The sequence below is a fragment of the Candidatus Omnitrophota bacterium genome (genome assembly GCA_028716565.1).
In the GTDB taxonomy this organism is placed as follows: Bacteria; Omnitrophota; Gorgyraeia; order Pluralincolimonadales; family Pluralincolimonadaceae; genus Pluralincolimonas.
This window is the reverse complement of record JAQUPL010000001.1, coordinates 513,063-532,833: the sequence shown is the minus strand read 5'-3', so window position 1 is coordinate 532,833 and position 19,771 is coordinate 513,063. Positions and strand designations below refer to the sequence as shown.

At 52.7% G+C, this 19,771-nt stretch carries 19 protein-coding genes; all 19 read left to right on the top strand.

Going from position 1 to position 19,771, the window contains the following annotated elements; translation table 11 throughout:
- Positions 1 to 16 precede the first annotated feature (16 nt).
- The 19 genes from PHO67_02715 to ugpC all read left to right on the top strand — a co-directional run bounded on the left by PHO67_02715 (position 17) and on the right by ugpC (position 19,770).
- Complete coding sequence (locus PHO67_02715; GenBank protein MDD5546062.1) at positions 17 to 904, top strand: alpha/beta fold hydrolase; 888 nt, start codon at positions 17 to 19, stop codon at positions 902 to 904.
- Positions 904 to 1,620, top strand: coding sequence for an MtnX-like HAD-IB family phosphatase (locus PHO67_02710; GenBank protein MDD5546061.1), 717 nt, complete (start codon positions 904 to 906; stop codon positions 1,618 to 1,620). The genes PHO67_02715 and PHO67_02710 overlap by 1 nt, the downstream gene beginning before the upstream one ends.
- Positions 1,568 to 2,986, top strand: a complete 1,419-nt coding sequence (locus tag PHO67_02705) for an aminotransferase class III-fold pyridoxal phosphate-dependent enzyme (GenBank protein MDD5546060.1) — start codon at positions 1,568 to 1,570, stop codon at positions 2,984 to 2,986. Before PHO67_02710 ends, PHO67_02705 begins: the two co-directional genes overlap by 53 nt.
- Positions 2,967 to 3,890 carry a hypothetical protein gene (locus PHO67_02700; GenBank protein ID MDD5546059.1) on the top strand — a complete coding sequence of 308 codons (924 nt, stop codon included), beginning with the start codon at positions 2,967 to 2,969 and terminating at the stop codon, positions 3,888 to 3,890. Before PHO67_02705 ends, PHO67_02700 begins: the two co-directional genes overlap by 20 nt.
- A 30-nt stretch (positions 3,891 to 3,920) precedes the next feature.
- Positions 3,921 to 4,583 (top strand): isoprenylcysteine carboxylmethyltransferase family protein, encoded by a 663-nt coding sequence (locus PHO67_02695; GenBank protein MDD5546058.1) that lies wholly within the window; start codon positions 3,921 to 3,923, stop codon positions 4,581 to 4,583.
- A complete protein-coding gene (locus tag PHO67_02690; protein ID MDD5546057.1) occupies positions 4,580 to 5,743 on the top strand; it encodes a GNAT family N-acetyltransferase in 1,164 nt (387 codons plus the stop codon). Before PHO67_02695 ends, PHO67_02690 begins: the two co-directional genes overlap by 4 nt.
- On the top strand, positions 5,740 to 6,096 hold the full coding sequence (locus PHO67_02685) for an EamA family transporter (GenBank protein ID MDD5546056.1): 357 nt from the start codon (positions 5,740 to 5,742) through the stop codon (positions 6,094 to 6,096). The genes PHO67_02690 and PHO67_02685 overlap by 4 nt, the downstream gene beginning before the upstream one ends.
- Positions 6,093 to 6,464 carry an EamA family transporter gene (locus PHO67_02680; GenBank protein MDD5546055.1) on the top strand — a complete coding sequence of 124 codons (372 nt, stop codon included), beginning with the start codon at positions 6,093 to 6,095 and terminating at the stop codon, positions 6,462 to 6,464. The genes PHO67_02685 and PHO67_02680 overlap by 4 nt, the downstream gene beginning before the upstream one ends.
- Before the next feature lie 27 nt (positions 6,465 to 6,491).
- Complete coding sequence (locus PHO67_02675) at positions 6,492 to 7,244, top strand: class I SAM-dependent methyltransferase (protein ID MDD5546054.1); 753 nt, start codon at positions 6,492 to 6,494, stop codon at positions 7,242 to 7,244.
- 32 nt (positions 7,245 to 7,276) lie between these two features.
- The gene (locus PHO67_02670) at positions 7,277 to 9,415 is read left to right on the top strand and encodes a MiaB/RimO family radical SAM methylthiotransferase (GenBank protein ID MDD5546053.1); all 2,139 of its coding nucleotides are present in this window, start codon (positions 7,277 to 7,279) and stop codon (positions 9,413 to 9,415) included.
- A gap of 3 nt (positions 9,416 to 9,418) precedes the next feature.
- Positions 9,419 to 10,336, top strand: coding sequence for a tRNA (adenosine(37)-N6)-dimethylallyltransferase MiaA (gene miaA, locus PHO67_02665; GenBank protein MDD5546052.1), 918 nt, complete (start codon positions 9,419 to 9,421; stop codon positions 10,334 to 10,336).
- Positions 10,318 to 11,580, top strand: coding sequence for a GTPase HflX (gene hflX / locus PHO67_02660; protein MDD5546051.1), 1,263 nt, complete (start codon positions 10,318 to 10,320; stop codon positions 11,578 to 11,580). Before miaA ends, hflX begins: the two co-directional genes overlap by 19 nt.
- A gap of 40 nt (positions 11,581 to 11,620) precedes the next feature.
- Positions 11,621 to 12,667, top strand: a complete 1,047-nt coding sequence (hrcA, locus tag PHO67_02655) for a heat-inducible transcriptional repressor HrcA (protein ID MDD5546050.1) — start codon at positions 11,621 to 11,623, stop codon at positions 12,665 to 12,667.
- A 13-nt stretch (positions 12,668 to 12,680) separates the two neighbouring features.
- Positions 12,681 to 13,211 carry a nucleotide exchange factor GrpE gene (gene grpE / locus PHO67_02650; protein MDD5546049.1) on the top strand — a complete coding sequence of 177 codons (531 nt, stop codon included), beginning with the start codon at positions 12,681 to 12,683 and terminating at the stop codon, positions 13,209 to 13,211.
- Between the two features lies 1 nt (position 13,212).
- Complete coding sequence (gene dnaK, locus PHO67_02645; GenBank protein ID MDD5546048.1) at positions 13,213 to 15,174, top strand: molecular chaperone DnaK; 1,962 nt, start codon at positions 13,213 to 13,215, stop codon at positions 15,172 to 15,174.
- A gap of 128 nt (positions 15,175 to 15,302) precedes the next feature.
- Positions 15,303 to 16,463, top strand: coding sequence for a molecular chaperone DnaJ (dnaJ, locus tag PHO67_02640; protein MDD5546047.1), 1,161 nt, complete (start codon positions 15,303 to 15,305; stop codon positions 16,461 to 16,463).
- Positions 16,464 to 16,485: 22 nt separating this feature from the next.
- Positions 16,486 to 17,772 carry a DUF1015 domain-containing protein gene (locus tag PHO67_02635; GenBank protein MDD5546046.1) on the top strand — a complete coding sequence of 429 codons (1,287 nt, stop codon included), beginning with the start codon at positions 16,486 to 16,488 and terminating at the stop codon, positions 17,770 to 17,772.
- A gap of 3 nt (positions 17,773 to 17,775) precedes the next feature.
- Positions 17,776 to 18,612, top strand: coding sequence for an acetyl-CoA carboxylase, carboxyltransferase subunit beta (accD, locus tag PHO67_02630; protein MDD5546045.1), 837 nt, complete (start codon positions 17,776 to 17,778; stop codon positions 18,610 to 18,612).
- 54 nt (positions 18,613 to 18,666) lie between these two features.
- Positions 18,667 to 19,770, top strand: coding sequence for a sn-glycerol-3-phosphate ABC transporter ATP-binding protein UgpC (gene ugpC / locus PHO67_02625; protein MDD5546044.1), 1,104 nt, complete (start codon positions 18,667 to 18,669; stop codon positions 19,768 to 19,770).
- Position 19,771 lies beyond the last annotated feature (1 nt).

The following is a 19,771-nucleotide window of genomic DNA, read 5'->3' as shown; positions in this document are numbered from 1 at the left end:
AAGGCGCATTAATTTTATGGCGTTGATATTTTCGCTCGACCAGGGACGGGCCGGTAAGGCCGAGTTCCGCGATTTGGGCGATGGGATATTTTTAAAGGGGCAGAACGGCCGCGCGGTTATCCTTATCCACGGCTTGACCGGCACCCCGAATGAGATGAAGAGCCTGGGGATATCCCTGAACAGGAAGGGATATACCGTCGTATGCCCGCGCCTGAAGAACCATGGCGCGCCGCTCGATGTCTTGAAAGATATGACATGGGAAGATTTCTACCAGTCGGTCAAGGAAGCCTATATGAAGGTCAAGGATGACCATGAGTTCATAGCGGTCTCAGGGTTGTCTATGGGAGCTTTGCTGGCGCTTGTGCTAGCCGATGAATTTCCCGAAAAGATAAAAGGCGTATCGTGCCTTTCCCCGACGCTCTTCTATGACGGCTGGAACACGCCGTGGTATAATTTCTTTTTCCCCCTGGCTACCCATACCCCATTGAGGAATTTCTTCTATCATAAGGAGGACCCGCCGTACGGGGTGAAGAACAAAGAGATGCAGAAACGCCTGCATAACTACTATTCAACCGCGGTGATCAGCGATACCAGCAAGATAGCGGAATACGGTTATCCCTATTTCCCTGTCGTTCTGCTCTGCCAGCTTAAAGCGCTCGTCAGGCATGTAACCGCAAGGCTTAAGGATATAACCGTACCGGTCCAGTTGATACAGGCCAAAGACGATGATATATCGAGCGTAAAAAATTCCCAGTTCATTTATGACGGGGTCGGTTCGAAGACAAAAGAGATAGTGATGCTGTATGATTCCTACCATTGCATAACGGCTGACCAGGAGCGCAAGACCGTGACAGCCAGGGTGGAGGAGTTTTTCGAAAAAATACACAACGGAGACGCGAAATAATGGTAAAGATGCCGCTCGATTTTTCCAAATGCAACGTCTATTTCGATTTCGATAATACCATGACCGCTTTCGACGTGCTGGATGATATCATAGAGAAATTCTCGATCAACAGGGATTGGGTGGTCTTTGAGAACGCGTGGCAGAAAGGGGAGATCGGCTCAAGGGAATGCCTTAAGTGGCAGATGCGCTCGGTCAGGGCGACGAAACCAAAGCTGTCCCGTTATCTCGATAAGGTCCGGCTCGATGATAATTTCCAGGAGTTGTTCGGGTACCTGAAACGCAAGGGCGCAGAGACGGCGATATTAAGCGACAGCTTTTCTTTCTTCATAGAGCGCATCCTGAGCAAGAACGGCGTGCGCGGCATAAAACTGTATTCAAACAGGCTGCGTTTCTCGAAAAATAAACTAATCCCGACTTTCCCGCATACCGACAAATCCTGCTCCCATTGCGCGAACTGCAAGAAGACGCACATCTTTAAATTGCGCGGGCGCGGAAGGACCAATATATATATCGGGGACGGCCTTTCCGATATCTGCCCGGCCGAACATTCCGATATCGTTTTCGCAAAAGGGAGCCTTCAGGAGCATTTCACGAAAACCAAAAAAGAATTCATACCGTTCAAGAACTTAAGAGATGTTTATAGCTGGTTCCAGGAGGCGGGTAATGTTGTCGAAACAGAAGCTGGGCAAGAGCTCTTCGCGCTCAAGAGAAAATAAACTCCTGGACTTAGAGGCCAGGTATTGTTCATGGGGAGATACTGTCCATTATTCGGACAGGTTGAATATCTTCGACCGTTCCGAGGGCATCTACCTGTATGACAAGCAGGGGACCGAGTATCTCGACCTCCAGATGTGGTATTCGGCCGCCAACTTCGGTTACAAGAACAAGCGGCTGAACGCGGCCCTCAAGAAACAGCTCGATAAACTGCCCCAGCTCGCCTGCCAGTATTTACACGAAGAAAAGATACTAGTGGCGGCTAAACTGGCGCAGAGGATGGAGCGGACCTACGAGACTAAAGGAAGGGTCCATTTCAACGTCGGCGGTTCCGCGGCCATAGAGGATTCGCTTAAAGTGGTCAGGAACTCTTCCGGCGGCAAATCGCTCGTCTTCGCCTTTATGGGAGGCTATCACGGCCGTACGCTGGCCGCCTCATCCATTACCTCGAGTTACCGGTACAGGGAGAAATACGGCCACTTCTCGGACAGGGCCTGTTTCATACCCTATCCCTATTGTTTCAGGTGCCCATACGACAAGAAGCGCGATTATTGCGACCTCTACTGCCTGAAACAGTTCGAGCGGCTCTTCGAATCCGAATATTATTCGGTCGTCAACAACAAGACTAATAAGTGCGAATTCGCCGCGTTCTATATTGAGGCGGTCCAGGGGACCGGCGGCTACATAATCCCGCCGACGGATTATTTTTCCGGACTGAAGGAGATACTCGACAGGTATAAGATATTGCTGGTCGATGACGAGGTCCAGATGGGCTTCTTCAGGACCGGCAAATTCTGGGCGCTCGAGCACTTCAACGTGACGCCGGATATAGTGGTATTCGGGAAGGCGCTGACTAACGGCCTGAACCCGCTTTCGGGCATATGGGCCAAAGAAGAGCTGATCTCTCCGGCCGTCTTCCCCGCCGGGATGACGCACTCGACTTTTTCCTCTAATTCGCTCGGGACGGCAGTTGCCCTGGAAACGCTCAAGATAATAGACGAGGAGAACTTCGCCGTTTCCGTCCCAAAGAAAGGCGAGTACTTTGTATCCCGCCTTAAAAATTTGATGAAAAAATATCCGCAGATAGGCGACGTATCCGGCCTTGGGCTCGCGTTAAGGGTCGAGATCTGCCATAAGGACGGATTTACGCCGGACAGGCAGCTCACCGACGCTATAATGAACATCGGCCTTAGCGGGAACCTGAAGACCGGCTCTAAGAAGAGGGGGCTTATCCTCGATGTGGGCGGTTATTACAAGAACGTTTTTACGATCGCGCCTTCTTTCTATATCAAGGAGAGCGAGATCGACTTGGCCGTTGACCTATTCGAGGAGGCGCTAAAGAAAGGCATTGCCGGTACGGATTCTTAATTTTGACGATAGCGTAACAGGGCAAAGACGACTCCTCGATACTTTCAACCCTTCTGTCATAGACCTGAAAAAGATCGGTCCCGAGTGCCGTCTTTGGGCGGGCAGGCGGGCCGCGCAAAAAATACGGTCCGCGCTCAAACCCGCCGAAAAAGACAGCATAACCTTCCTCGGATCAGGGGACTTCCACCATGTCTCCAGCCTCCTTATCGGGCAATTTGAAGAACCCCTGAGCGTCATCGTATTCGACCACCACCCGGATTGGGACATTATGCCTCCCCGGCTGGGATGCGGCTCATGGGTAACCGATATCCTCAGGAGAAAGACGATAGAGAACGTGGTCTTGATGGGCGTCTCATCGAATGACATATCCGGCCCGTCGATCTGCACGGCGAACCTGGGGTCGTTGGGAGGCGACAGGTTGCGCATCTATCCTTATGAGCACGGGCCCACGAGGGTCTTCTTCAGGCGCGTGCCCGACAACAGCTCTATAGAGGTGATGAGGGGATTTCCGATAAGCACGATCTGCTGGCATGAGCTCAAGCGGGAAGATCCAAGCGGCCTCTTCCTGAAGGTATTACAGGGGTTGAAGGTAAAGAAGGTATACGTCAGTATCGATAAAGATTGCCTTAAGCCGGCCTATTCGCTGACCAACTGGGAGCCGGGGATGCTCGAATTACCCGGATTGCTGGCCTTATTGAGACTGATAAAAGAGAACTGCGATATCGCGGGAGTCGATATAACGGGCGATTATTCGGCCCCGGAGGCCAAGGGCAGGACCAAGACGATCATCAGCCGCATGGACCATCCCCGGGATCACAGCGCGAAGGGGAAAAGCCCCTCAGAGATAAATTCGGTCAACCAGGAAACGAATATCAGGATCCTCGAACTGCTTCTTCATACGTGATATAATCATTTCATTTGGAGAAAGGACTATATGGACATCAGGGAAAGGCTCAAGAGGTGGTTTAAATTACGTTTCGCCGTTCTATACCCGTTCGCGGTATTTGTCGCCGTCTTCGCGAATTGCGACGACAGGTCGCTGAAATACGGCATCTGGTTCATAGCCGCCGGGGAACTTATCCGGTTATGGGCGAACGGATACGCGATAAAATCGGAGAAGCTCACGACTTCCGGCCCGTACGCCTTCGTGCGCCATCCTCTCTACCTGGGAACGATGCTTCTTATAGTCGGTTTTATCATCTTTTTGAGGGTTTATTACATAGGGACGGCGCTTCTGGCCGTCATGGCGATCGTATATTCGGGAACGATAAAAGAGGAAGAAGGGATGCTGGGAAGGAAGTTCAAGGAATACGCCGCATACAAAAAGAAGGTCCCTGCGCTGTTCCCGACGGTCTTCCCGTACAGGGAAGGGGAGAAATGGGGTTTCAGTTCCGAGCGTTTTTTCCGCAGCCAGGAATACAAGCCGGTGCTGTGGATCGCGATCGTTGTCATAGCGTTCTACCTGAAAGGAAAATTCATGGTGGAGGGGGAACCGGTCGATGCCGGCAAGATACGGCTGATGGCCGTCGTCGTCCTCCTTGTGATGGCGGACATATCCGGCGAGATCGTAAAATGGTTTAACAGGCGGAAGAGATGAATTTGACGGCTTCAAAACACCGCGATGGGCCGCCGTTAAAAACTAATATCGTAAGAAAGATATCCGAGATACCCGCCGGGGATTGGAATAAGGTCTTCCCGGATGTCCTTGAAAGCTATGATTTTTACAGGACCCTGGACGGATCCGGCCTCGAGCAGTTCACCTTTTATTATCTGATGGTCTATGACGGCGAGGCTCCTGTGGGGGCCGCTACCTGTTTTTTAATGAGATACCCGCTGGATACCAGCATCGTGGGGCCGCTTAAGCGTATGATAAATTCCGTAAAAAAACGCATGCCGGGTATATTGAGTATCAAGACCCTTATTTGTGGAATGCCGATCGGGCTGGGGAGGATGGGAATAACCGGGGATACGGATGCGGTCATGGACGCGATCCTCGGGGCCATGGAAGAGATAGCGGCGAAGAACGGCGCCGCGATACTGGCGTTTAAGGATTTCGATAAGAGTTATTCGAACGAGCTGGATCCGCTCCGGGAACGCGGATTTTCAAGGTTTGACAGCCTTCCGTTTGCCGAGCTCGATGTCCGTTTCAAGGATTTCGAGGAATACATGAAGAGCTTAAGCGGGGCTACCCGCTATGACCTGAAGAGGAAATTCAGGAAAGCAGGTAACCTCGCCCCGGTCGAACTGGAGATCGCGGAGAAGCTCGAAGAGGGAGTATTGCGGGATATCTACAGGCTTTATCTCGATATGGTCGCGAAACACGATATGGGATTCGAGCTGCTGACCATTGATTTCTTCAGGAACGTATCCGTGAACATGCCGGGCCGCGTGAAATTTTTCCTGTGGAGGATAAAAGGGAAACTTGTCGCGTTCCAGTTCTGCCTGGTCTCGAAAGAAATAATGATCGATTATTATGTAGGTTTTGACTACTCGGTCGCGCACGAATACTACCTTTATTTCATAGCGTTCCGGGATTCTCTGGATTGGTGCATAAGCCACGGCGTAAAGAAATACGAGATAGGCGCTACCGGCTATGAGCCGAAGAGAAGGCTCGATTTCGATTTCAGGCACGTTTATCTTTATATTAAGTTCCGGAACAGGATGCTGAGGCCATTCTTCAACCTGATGTGCCAATTCCTGAAATTTGAGAACTTTGACCCGGACCTGAGGAAGGCGAAGGAGAAGAGGCCGTCATGAAGAGCCACCTGAACCTGAAGATATTCCTGCTGATCATATCGAACGATGTCGTAGATACCATAGCCCAGTTGGTGATGAAGAAAGGCTTGAACGACTCCTCATTATTGGTGTGGGCCGGGATCCTTATTTATGTGCTGAATTTTTTTATCTGGATCGTAATCTTATACAAGGTCGACTTGAGCATAGCGATGCCGGTTGGAAGCTCCTCGTATATCCTCGTGCCGTTAGCGGCGATATTCTTTTTGCATGAGCATGTGGACCTGATAAGATGGATCGGCATCGCCTGTATAGTGCTGGGGGTATATTTTGTTTCGCAGAGCAAGAAACCGGCGGAGAAAGGCCTGCAGCCATGATCAAGATAATATTGCTGGTATTATTGTCGGAGATCCTCGCGGCGGTCGGCCACCTCCTTTTTAAAAAGACCACCAATACGGTGGAAGCGCATGACCTCAAGAAGGTCGATGGCCACATCCGCTTTTTAGGCGATGTTTTCGCGAAGCCGTCGATATGGGCCGGGTTGGCCGTTATGGCCGCAAGCATTGTCGTATGGCTGATGGCGCTTGCCGAGGGCGACCTGAGCCTGGTATATCCGCTCGGAAGCGTGCAATATATCCTGATCCTCTTCTCTGCGCACATATTCCTGAATGAAAAAATAGACAAGATGAAGCTCCTGGGCACGTTTTTGGTCGTGCTCGGCATAGTTTTCCTCACCATAAGTTAGGCTGATAATAACGGAGGCAATAAGGAGATGGGTAAGAGACGCGGAATAAAAAGCACAAATAAAACTACAAAGGACTGGTTTAACCGTTGGTCCAACGAATACGACAATACGCTCGGCAAGATCAGTTTTCACCGCGAACTGCTTGGTCTGATGGTGAAAAATTCTTCGGTCAGGGACGGGGACAGGATACTGGATATCGGCTGCGGGACAGGGCTATTGAGCCTGAAGTTCCTGCAGAAGGCGGATTGCGACGTGACCGGCATCGACCTGTCAAAAGAGATGATGACAATTTTCGAGGATAAGATCAATAAACTGGGATTGGGCGGCAGGGTACGCCTGAAGGAGATGGGCGCGGAGTCATTGGGTTTCGATGAGGGGGCTTTCGACCTGGCCGTCTCTTCCGTCGTGCTTCACCATGTTAAGGATAAGCTGCCGGCTCTGAAAAAGATTTTCAAGGTCCTTAAGCCGGGCGGCCGCTTGATGGTCGGCGAGGTCGATATGGATACGACCGGCAGCCATAGCGATGTTAAGAGGCTGAAGCGGATCGTCGACGTCCTGGTGCAGGAATGGGTCCCGGCCCTGGAAGACGTAGGCGTGAAGGCATTTGCCCAGATGTACGATAACGGAAAGAAGCACATATTGAACGACGGCGAATACTGCGTGGGCCTTGAACAATGGGCAGGGCTTTGCAGGAAGGCCGGTTTTGGCCCGGTTAGCATAAAGAGAGTCCCGCGCCAGAGGGCGTTCGGGACGGTCATAGCGACGAAGCCGGTCCGTTAATGAGCGGCGGAGGGGAAAATTATTATAACCGTATGAAATCCGAAGAATCATCGAAAACCAAGCCCAGGTTGTACATAAAGACGTTCGGCTGCCAGATGAACTTACGGGATTCGGAAGAGATAGCGGGCATATTCATGGAGAAGGGCTGGGCGCTTGAGGATTCGCCCGAAAAGACGGATGTCGCGATATTTAATACCTGCAGCGTTCGCAAGCACGCCGAGGACCGCGCGATAAGCAATATCGGCGAACTTAAGGCCTTGAAGAAGAAGAGGCCCGGGATGGTGATCGGCGTAGTAGGTTGCATGGCAAAGGCGCGGGGCAGGAAGATCATGGAAACGCTGCCTATAGTCGATTTTATAGCCGGGCCGGCTAATATTTACGATATCCCCGCGACGGTCGAAAGCATTCTCGTGAACCGCAGGGAGGCCATCATCGCGACCGATAAGGAGGCCCGACCGTATGTCGCTAATATCGCGTACCATACGAAAGGCATATCCGCCCTCGTGACTATTATGGAGGGCTGTAATAATTTCTGTTCGTACTGCATCGTGCCGTATGTGAGGGGCAGGGAGGTGGGAAGGCCGGCGGAAAGTATTATTGAGGAAATAAAATCGCTGGCTGACAAAGGATATAAGGAAGTTACGCTGCTTGGTCAAAATGTAAACTCATATAGGTCAAAGTTTCAGCGGGTGGCTGCCGACGGAGCCCTTGGCCCCGCCGCACGAAGCAGCGGGGACGAGGTGCTCGGCAGGCAGGACCCGCCGGATTTTGATTTTATTAGATTATTGGAGCGCATTAACGACATCAATGGCATTGAGAGGATTCGCTTTCTCACGAGTCATCCTAAAGATGCAGGAGAGGACCTATTTAAGGCGATGCGCGACCTCCCGAAAGTATGCGAGCATCTCCATTTGCCTTTGCAGTCCGGTTCTGATAAAATCTTAAAGTCGATGAACAGGGGCTATACTGCCGCCGATTACCTGAAGAAAGTCGAGATGCTCCGCAGGTATGTCCCGGATTGCGCGATAACCACCGATGTCATAGTGGGATATCCCGGGGAATCGGACGAAGATTTCATTATGACAAAAAAACTCTTGGAGGATATAGCGTTCAATTCCGCGTTCATATTCAAGTATTCCCCGCGGCCGCCGGCAAAGGCGGGCGGGCTCGAGGATGACGTGCCGAAAAAAGTCAAGGAAGAGCGCAACCAGGACCTGCTGAAGCTGCGGGATAAGATATCAGGCCTGAAGGATAATGAGTTCATAGGCGGGCAAACAGAAGTCCTCGTTGAAAAAGTGTGCAGAAAGGAAAAACATAAAGTGACAGGAAAGAACAGGCAGAACATAAAAGTCGCCCTGGTCGGGACGTCCGAACTGATAGGCAGGTTAAAGACGGTAAAGGTCAGCTCCGTTTTTGGGCATACGCTGGTCGGCGGCGCTATGTTATTCATGGTCCTGGCAGGGGGGATATTTTCTAACTCCGCCAAGGCAGAAACAACAGCGGCCATAGAAGGATATTTCGTGAGCGGCGACTACGAGAATACCGTGCGCGAAGGCATAAAGGCCCTTGAGATGTCCAAGGAGAAAGACAAGGTCTTCTACATGATAGGCACGAGCCTGAACAAATTGGGCCGGTACGACCTCGCCAGGAAGAATTTCAATTCGCTGATAGAGATGTTCCCTAAGAGCGGCTTGGCCCCGCTCGCGCAGCTGGGTATAGCCGACAGTTATTACCTTGGCGGAGATTACAAGGGCGCCATGGCCGGATACGAAAAATACATCGCCAGGTATCCCAGGTCGCAGGGAGCGGCCACTGCCTATTTCAGGATCGCCAAATGCGAACAGAAAGAAGGCAGATGGAAGGACGCAAGGAACCATTACCAGAAAGTGAGGTCGGATTTCCCGTCCAGCTTTGAGGCGCAGATGTCCGCGCAGGCCCTGCGCGAAGAGACCCTGTATTTTACCGTCCAGGTCGGCTCGTTCAACAAGAAGGCGAACGCGCTCAAGCTCTGCGACGAACTTGTCAAGAAGGGTTACGATGCCTCGATAGTAAAATTGCAGGATGAGGAATCCAATAAAGTGAGGGTCGGAAAACTGAACTCGAGGGAAGAAGCGGAAGAACTCGCGAAAAAACTTCGCGCCGAAGGGCTCCCGACAAAGGTCCTCCCGTAACATATGGCTGATAGGCTGATATTCCTGGTAGGCCCGACCGCTATAGGCAAGACCGGAATATCCTTTGAACTCGCTAAGCTCATCGAATGCGAGATAGTATCCTGCGATTCGATGCAGGTCTACAAGGGAATGAACGTCGGCACCTCAAAGCCCGCGAAATGCCTCCTCAATTCGATACCCCATCACCTGATAGATATCGTCGAGCCGTCGGAGGAATTTTCCGTCGCCAGGTTCCGCGCCCTAGCCGTAAAAGCTATCGAAGAAATAACAGCAAGGCGCAAGACGCCGCTATTGGTCGGCGGCAGCGGACTATACGTCAAGGTGCTCATAGACGGCATATTCGAGGCGCCCCAGACAGACAGGGAATTGAGAGAGCGGCTGGAGCAGGAGGCCGGGGAATTCGGGATAGAGGTTTTGTACCGCCGGCTGCAGGAAGCCGATAAAGAGGGCGCCGGAAAGATACACGCGAACGACCTGCGCAGGATAATAAGGGCGCTCGAGGTCTACGAGAAGGCAAAGGCCCCGATATCGCAGTTAAGGAAAAATACTGCAGGATTAGGCGATAAATATGAAGTGAGGATCTTCGGCCTTGATATGGAACGCGCGGCCTTATATAGGAAGATAGACGAACGCGTAGAACTTATGTTCGCCGAAGGCCTGGTGAACGAGACGAGAAGCCTGCTCGAAGGGAAGTTGAGCCTTACCGCCTCGCAGGCGCTAGGATATAAGGAAGTTTTAGGATATCTCGACGGGGAATACGGCCTGGAAGAGGCGAAAAGATTAGTGAAGAGGGACACGCGGCATTTCGCGAAACGCCAGCTCACGTGGTTCAGGCGCGACAAGAGGATAGAGTGGATAACGCTTGACGATAATTTTGATACAGGGGAGACGGCGCGGGAGATATGGAAAAGGCTCTCTTAGTCACGGTCGAATTTTTCGACAGGAAATACAAAAACACCTGGAAGCTTGACGACGTCAATTTCGAGCTCAGGGAGCTCGTCAGGTCCGCGGGCCTCCAAGTCGTCGACCTTGTCGAGTGTTTCAAAGAAGCCCCGATGGCCGGCCAGTATATAGGCAAGGGAAAGGCCGGGGAGATCGGCCTCATCTGCAAGGATAAAGGCGCGGACGTCGTCATATTCGGTGACGACCTCTCCTCGACCCAGCAGCAGAACCTCGAAGATATAATGAACATAAAGGTCATCGACAGGACCCAGCTTATCCTCGACATATTCGCGCACAGGGCGCATTCTATCGAAGGAAAGGTGCAGGTAGAACTGGCCCAACTGCAATACCTCCTCCCGCGCCTTAAAGGCAAAGGGATAATGCTTTCTCGCCTCGGCGGCGGTATCGGGACGAGGGGTCCCGGAGAACAGAAACTAGAGATGGACCGCCGCAAGATAAGGGAGCGGATCGTAAAGCTTAAGGACGAGCTTGGGAAGATCCACGCGCGCAGGGAGGGGTTGAGGCGCAAACGGCACGAGAGCGACCTCTCGATAGTCTCGCTGATCGGCTATACTAATGCGGGCAAATCGACATTGCTAAACGCGCTTACCGATTCCGACGTCATAGCGCAGGACAGGCTCTTCTCGACTCTCGACCCTACGGCGCGCAGGTTCATATTACCGAACAACCAGAAAGTCGTATTTGTCGATACGGTCGGGTTCCTGCATGACCTGCCGCACCATCTCATAGAGGCGTTCAAGGCGACGCTCGAGGAGGTGGTGGAGGCCGATGTGCTCATCCATGTCCTTGACGCATCCAGCCCGATAGCCAGCGAACTGAGCCAGGCGGTTTATGAGGTCATGGAAGAGCTGGGCATACATGATAAACCCGTCGTGACAGTCCTTAACAAGGTAGACAAGGTCCCGGATAAAAGCCTCGTGGAACGGCTCAGGAAAGATTTCGAGAATGCCATCCCGGTCTCGGCCCTCCGCAAAGAGAACCTCGGGGAATTGGTCCAAAGGATATCGATGATCCTTTTCGCCTCGCTTATATATGTCAAGGCCGCGATCCCTCAGTCCGAAGCCAAGCTGCTGAACCAGGTCTACAGGGAAGCGAGCATAATAAAGAGGGAATTCAAGGGAGACTATGTCTATCTTGAAGCCGACATGCCTGCCCGCCTAAAAAATTTACTTGACAAAAAAGGTTATTGTGATAAACTTTAGTTAGCACTCATCCCAAAAGAGTGCTAATTAGGAGTTCGATATGGTCGTAAGTGACGCAATTTCAAGGAGAAACAAAATTCTGGAGATAGTGGTGGATTCGTACGTTTCCACCGCTATACCGGTCGGTTCTTTAGCCGTTTCCAGGAAGTTCAGGGAGCGCCTCAGCCCGGCTACGATAAGAAATATCATGGCCGAACTCGAGGAGGCCGGATACATCACGCATCCGCATACTTCTGCCGGCAGGATGCCCACCGACAGGGGATACAGGTATTATGTCGACTCTATAATGGAGCCGAAGCAATTGACTTCTAATGAAAAGGAATTCGTCGAAGGCGTATTGAGCCAGGAGGCGGATGAACTTGAGGACCTGATAAAGAGGTCCGCCAAGATCATATCGCAGCTTACCGGCCAGGCCTCACTGGTAAGTTTCCCGTGCGCCAAGAGGAGGACATTCAAGAGGATCGAGCTTATCCCGGCCACAAAGACAAAGATATACGCGCTTTTGTTTACCGCCCAGGGGCTGGTGAAACATTCCATATTTGAAGTGCATGAAGCCATCGAAGAATCGGAACTTTCCAAAGTGTCCAGGTTCCTCAACGAAGAATTGGACGGCCTGCAATTGAACGAGATCGGCAGCCATATGTTAAGGAAAGTCCTCGGCGAGAGCGACCCGTTCCAGTATCTCTTCAAGGAAGCGTCCGAACTGCTGAACATGTCCCGTATACTTGACGAGAGCGAGGAGAGGTTCCTGCTTGAAGGCGCGCATCACATAATCGAGCAGCCCGAATTCAGGGAAGCCGAAAAGGTGATGGGGTTGCTCAAGGCCCTCGAAGGGGAAGAGGAGATCCTGGGCATAATGGAGCAAGGCCTCAACGAGGAGAGGGCGAGCATCCACATAGGCGCGGAAAATCTTTTCGAGGATATCAGGGATTGCAGTATCGTGATCTCAAATTACAAGGTCGGGAACCAGAACATAGGAAGCATCGGCGTGATAGGGCCTACCCGCATGGATTATTCAAGGGCTGTCCCCGCGGTCGAATACGTCAGTAATTCCTTCAGCCGGCTTCTGGCGAGATTAAGCGAATAATAAGGAGCTTCATTTGGCGGAAGATAAGAAAGTCCATATCCATGAAAGCGAACTGAACGCCCTGAAGGAAAAGGCGTCGAAGGCCGACGAGTGCCTCGATAAGATGCTGCGGATGCAGGCGGATTACGATAACCGCAGAAAGAGGCAGGATAAGGAGAAACTCGATTTCCTGAAGTTCGCGAACGAGGGGCTCATCACGGAACTCTTGAGGGTGATGGACGATTTCGAGCGCGCGATAGATTCGGCAAAGAACACCAATGACGCGAAGGTGCTGCTCCAGGGCATCGAGATGGTCAGGCACGATTTTGAGGAGATATTAAAGGACAGCGGATTGAAGACGATAGACCCCGTGGGCCAGCCTTTCGACCCGGAGAAGCACGAGGCGATAGAGCATGTAGAAGATGTTACCCATCCGGCGAACACGGTGCTCGAGGTGATGAGAAAAGGATATGAACTGAACGGCAAGGTATTGAGGCCGGCGGCGGTCAAGGTTTCGAACGAGAAAGAAGAACAAAAACAAGAAGAGAATAAGGAGGAAATATAAAATGGCAAAGGCGATAGGAATAGACTTAGGTACATCGAACTCCGCCGCAGCGGTGATGGAAGGCGACCGTCCGGCGATAATCCCGTCGGCAGAAGGCGCGGGAGTGGCGAGCGGAAAAGCATTCCCGTCTTATGTGGCATTCACCAAGGACGGGCAGAGGCTCGTAGGCGAGCCGGCGCGCCGTCAGGCCGCTATAAACCCGGAAGGGACGATACAGGCCGCAAAGCGCAAGATGGGTACCGACTTTAAATTCAGCGTTTACGGCAAGGATTATACGCCGCAGCAGATATCCGCGTTCATACTGCAGAAAATAAAGCAGGATGCCGAGGCGTACCTGGGCGACAGCGTAAGCGAAGCGGTGATCACATGCCCCGCGTATTTTAACGATAACCAGCGCCAGGCGACGAAAGACGCCGGAGAGATCGCGGGCCTGAAAGTATTGCGCATAATAAACGAGCCGACGGCCGCATGCCTGGCATACGGCATCGACAAGGCCGAAAAAGAGATGAAAATAATGGTCTTCGACCTCGGCGGCGGCACGCTCGACGTCACCATCATGGAGATGTGGTATGACAAGGAGCAGAAGGCGAGCGGTTTCGAGGTCTTGTCCACCAACGGCGACACGCAGTTGGGCGGGACCGACATGGATAACGCACTGATAGATTATCTCGTAGGTGCGTTCAAACGCGAGACAGGCATCGACTTAAAGAACGACAAGATGGCGATACAGAGATTGCGCGAGGCTGCGGAAAAAGCCAAAGTGGAGCTTTCGAGCACCGTGCAGACCGACATCAACCTGCCGTTCATCACGGCCGACGCGTCAGGGCCGAAACATTTCACCCACACGATAACCCGCGCGAAGCTCGAGGACCTGATCTCACCGATAGTAGACAGGTGCCGCGCCCCGATGGAGAACGCGGTAAAAGACGCTAAACTTACGATGAACGACATCTCCAGGGTCATACTTGTCGGCGGACCAACGAGGATGCCGATAATCCAGAAGTTTGTCGAGGATTATGTCGGAAAAAAGATAGAGCGCGGGGTCGACCCGATGGAGTGCGTCGCTTTGGGCGCCGCGATACAGGCCGCCGCGTTAAAGGGCGAGATAAAAGACATACAGCTGCTTGATGTCACGCCGCTTTCACTGGGCATCGAGACTTTAGGTTCAGTAATGACGAAATTGATCGAAAGGAACACGACCATACCTACGCGCCAGAGCCAGACATTCTCCACGGCGCAGGATAATCAGCCGTCCGTCACGATCCGCGTATTGCAGGGCGAGCGTCCGATGGCTAATGATAACGTCGAGCTGGGGCGTTTCGACCTGGTCGGCATACCGCCCGCTCCAAGGGGCATGCCGAAGATCGAGGTAACGTTCGATATCGACGCTAACGGCATCGTGCACGTCAACGCGAAAGACGTCGGCACCGGTAAAGAACAGTCGATAAAGATCACGGCTCCGAAGAAGCTCTCGAAAGAAGAGATCGACAGGATGGTCAAGGAAGCCGAGAAGTTTGCTTCCGAAGATACAAAGAAGAAGGAAGAGGTCGAGGTCGTCAACCAGGCCGATAACCTCGTCTACACCACCGAGAAATCACTGAAGGATTACGGCGATAAAGTAAGCCAGCAGGACAGGGCGAACATCGAGACCGGACTTAACGACCTGAAGCAGGCGATTAAAGACAAGAACGTCGACCGCATCAAGAAATTGATGGAGAGCCTACAGCAGGCATCATATAAACTGGCGGAAGAAATATACAAGTCGAGCCAGCAGAAGGGACAGCCAGGCGGCCCCAGCGGGGGCCAAGAAGGCCCGCAGGCCGGACCGGAAGAGCCGCAGGGCGGCCCGACAGGCGGCCCTGAGACAGGCCCTGAAGAAGGCGGCCCGGGCGGCAAGAAGGACGACATCATCGACGCCGATTTCCGCGCCGAGGACGAGGATAAAGATAAAAGGAAAAAGTAAATACACAGGTTACCCTGAAATTTAATGTATCGCGCAGAGCCGGTTTATGACGCAGTAGAGTAACGGTTATTGCGAGTAATAAATAAGGCCAAACGAAACTTAAATTTCAGGGGATCTAGTTTATCTATATTATGGCAGACAAACGCGATTATTATGAAATACTGGGCGTACAGAAGAGCGCCTCAGCCGACGAGATAAAGACCGCCTACCGCAGGCTGGCGCTCAAATATCATCCGGACAGGAACCCGACCGACAAGCATGTGGCGGAAGAGAAGTTCAAGGAACTCTCCGAAGCGTATGCTGTTCTCTCCGACCCGCAGAAACGCTCGCAGTACGACCAGTTCGGCCATTCCGGCATAGATTCGCGCTACACCTCCGAAGATATCTTCCGCGGCGCGGATTTTTCCAGCGTGTTTGAAGACATGGGTATGGGAGGCGTCGACCTCGAGGACCTGCTCGGAGGGATATTCGGCGGGGGGATCTTCGGCGGCAGGCGCGGGCGCGCAGCCGGCAGGCGACGCGGATCCGACCTCCAGTTCGACATGGAGATAAGTTTTAACGAGGCCGCAACCGGCGCGGCGAAAGATTTTGTCATACCGCGGCATGAAGTGTGCCCTGGCTGCAGGGGCGAGGGCACGGCTCCCGGTTCGTCGAGGACGACTTGTTCGAAATGCGGCGGCGCGGGGCAGGTGCAATCGTCCCAGGGGTTCATGATCTTCTCGCGGGCATGCGATAAGTGCGGCGGAGAAGGGTCCATCATAACAAAGCCCTGTCCTAAATGCAGGGGCGCCGGCAGGATAGTCGTCGACAGGAAGATAACCGTGAAGATCCCGGCCGGCATCGAGAACGGAATGAGGCTGCGAGTCGCCGGCGAAGGAGAAGTAGGACAGCGCGGCGGACAGCGCGGCGACCTCTATGTCCTCATCTATGTCAGGCCCCACGAGATCTTCGAACGCCACGGCAGCGACATCCTTTGCGAGGTCCCGATATCCATGGTTGATGCGGCGCTCGGGACAGAGGTCGAGGTCCCGACCCTAGACGGCAAAGTCCGGATGAAAGTCCCGGCCGGCACGCAGAGCGGCAAGATATTCAGGCTGAGGGATAAGGGCATAAAAGACATCCATACCGGCGTACGCGGCGACGAGCACGTCCGCGTCATCGTCGAGACTCCGACCGTAACAAGCGACTCCCAGAAGCGCATGCTCCAGGAATTCGGCCGCGCATCCGGGGAAAACACTTTCCCTAAATCCGCCTCTTTCATAAGAAAATTAAAGAGTTTTTTCAGGTGATTTGTGATATAATCTCCAGAAAATGACAATAATCAAACCCTTCAGAGGCTACAGGTACGATCCTAAAACCGTGGGCATTCTCTCCAAGGCCATTACTCCGCCATACGACGTCATAAACAAGGAACAACAGGCGTCGTATTATAAAAACCATCCTTACAACTTCATCAGGCTCGACCTGGGCAAGACCTTTCCGAAGGATAATAATAGAAATAACAGATACGCGAGAGCCGGGGACTTTCTGGAGGAGTGGATAGATAAAGGCATCCTCGTCAGGGACCCCAGGGAATCGGTCTATATATACGACCAGGAATATGCGGATGGCGGCAGGAAAAGGCACCGCCTTGGTTTTATATCCCTGGCGAGGCTGGAAGAAGACCGCACGAAGGGATTCCTGCCGCATGAGCGGACTTTCAGGGGCCCGAAACTCGACAGGCTAAACCTCATGAAGGAGACCGGCGCAAACCTCAGCCCGATATTCTCCATAGTGATCGACGAGAATAAAAAGGTGATGAACATCCTGAGGGATTTCATAAAAAAGAACAGGCCCGCGGTCGATGTCAGGTTCGAGGGGACGAGGAACAGGATCTGGCTTATGTCCGAGGCGGCGGCGATAAGAAAGCTGCAAAGGTCGGTGAAGAGCAAGCGCGCGCTTATAGCCGACGGCCACCACCGCTACGAAGTCTCCCTCGAATACAGGGACTACATGCGCAGTCACGGCAAGGCAGCCGGCCCTGCCGCCCTGGATTATGTGATGATGTATTTTGCGACCTCAGACCCCTCAGGGCTTACGATCCTCCCGACCCACCGCATGGTCGAGGGGCTCCCTGCAGGCTCGTTCCGAAAAAATATCGATAAAATCAAAAAGTTTTTTGATATAATACACCTGGACGGCAAAGAGAAGATGTTCGCCATGATGAAGGCGGACAGGAAGCATACCATAGGCGTCTACCTGGGCGGCAGGGATTATCTCTGCCTGTCGCTTAAGCGCAGGGATGCAGGCGGCCTGATCAAATCCGCGAACTCCGATTATTGGAAGAACCTGGACGTCGTGGTTTTGCACCGTCTCGTCTTTGATAAGGCGTTGGGCATTAGGGGGAAAGAGGCCGAGAGAAGGATATCGTTCACGCGCGACCCAAGGGCCGCGTTGGAATGGGCGGCCCCGGGCAAAGGCAGGGCGGCGTTCTTCCTAAGCCCTCCCGCGCTCGATGAGATAAAAAATATAGTCAAGCGGCAGGAGAGGATGCCCCACAAGACCACGTATTTCTATCCCAAACCCCCTTCGGGTCTGGTAATAAACAAGATAACCTAAAATATGTTCGGAAGATCGAAATACACAATAGTAAAAGTCGCCAAGAAAAAGGATATACCCGAAGGCCTCTGGACCAAGTGCGAGGAATGCGGCGAGATAATCTACAACAAGGCCCTTGAGGAGAACATGAAGGTATGTCCCAGGTGCAGCTACCATTTCGTCCTTACCGCACAGGAGAGGATAGTGATGCTCCTGGACGCCGGCAGTTTCGAGGAACGCGACGCCGGTTTAAGGTCTATGGATCCGCTCCAGTTCAAAGGGCCGAGGACGTACGAGGAAAAATTGAAGCAGGACGCGGCCGATACCGGCCTTTCCGAGGCCTGCATCAGCGGCAGGGGCATGATAGAGGGCAAAAGGGTAATATTTGTCGTCACGGATTCACGTTTCATAATGGGTTCGATGGGTTCGGTAGTGGGAGAGAAGATAGCCAGGGCGACCGAACTGGCCACAAACCTGAGGTTGCCCCTTGTCATCGTCTCCGGTTCGGGCGGGGGCGCGCGGATGTATGAAGGCCTCTTCTCCCTTATGCAGATGGCAAAAACGTCTGCCGCTATAGCGAAGCTTCATGAGGCAGGCGTACCGTATATTTCTATCCTGACCAACCCCACGATGGCGGGCGTCATGGCGAGCTTCGCGTCGCTGGGCGATATAATAATGGCGGAGCCCAAGGCGCTGATAGGCTTTACCGGCCCGCGCGTAATAGAGCAGACGATCAGGCAGAAACTGCCGCCCGGCTTCCAGCGTTCTGAATTCCTCCTGGAGCACGGACTTTTGGACATGATTATCCACAGGAAGAACCTTAAATCCGGCATTGCCCAGGTCATAGATTACTTGACTTGACAGTAGTTAACTTCCGTAGTATCATTGACTTAAATCTACCTCAAGGAGGTTCAAATGGCTCAGGTAAGTCTCAGGCATGTCTCGAAGATCTATTCCGGGAATACAAAAGCTGTCTCTGATGTGACCCTAGGCATCGAGAACAAGGAATTCGTCGTATTCGTAGGCCCTTCCGGCTGCGGCAAATCCACCACTTTAAGGATGATAGCGGGCCTCGAGGAGATATCCGAAGGCGAGATATATATCGGCGATAAGCTGGTCAACGATGTCCCGGCCAAAGACCGCGACATTGCGATGGTCTTCCAGAACTACGCCTTGTACCCGCATATGACCGTTTATGATAATATGGCGTTCGGCCTGCGCCTGCGCAAATATTCCAAGGCCGAGATCGACCAGCGCGTAAAAGAAGCGGCGCAGATGCTCGGCATAGCCAGGTACCTGAACAGGAGGCCGAAAGAGCTTTCCGGCGGCGAGCGGCAGAGGGTCGCGGTAGGACGGGCGATAGTAAGAAAACCGCTCGTCTTTTTGTTTGACGAGCCTTTAAGCAACCTCGACGCGAAGATGCGCGTGCAGATGAGGACCGAGATAAACAAATTGCATACCAGGCTGCAATCGACGATGATATACGTCACCCACGACCAGGTCGAGGCCATGACGATGGGCAACCGCATCGTCGTCATGAAAGACGGGATCGTCCACCAGGTCGCCGACCCGATATCCTTATACGACAAACCCGTAAACAAATTCGTCGCCGGTTTTATAGGAAGCCCGCCGATGAATTTCCTCAACGGGAAGATCATAAAAGACGACGGGAAATTTTACTTCGACGAGGGGACATTCAAGGTCAAGGTCGTCGACGATATGATAACCAAGATAGGGCCGTACCAGGGCAAGGAAATCGTATTCGGCATAAGGCCGGAAGATATTTACGATAAACTCTTCGTCCAGGAAGCTCCTCCCGAAAACACCGTTACGGCCAGGGTGGACGTCGTAGAGCCGATGGGTTCCGAGGTCTATCTCCACATGGCGACTCCACAACAGGCTTTCATTGCGCGCGTCGGAGGACACGACAAGCCCGAGGTCAACCACGACATCGACCTCGTCCTCGACATGGGCAAGATCCATTTCTTCGATAAGGACACTGAGAAAGCGATAGTCTAGT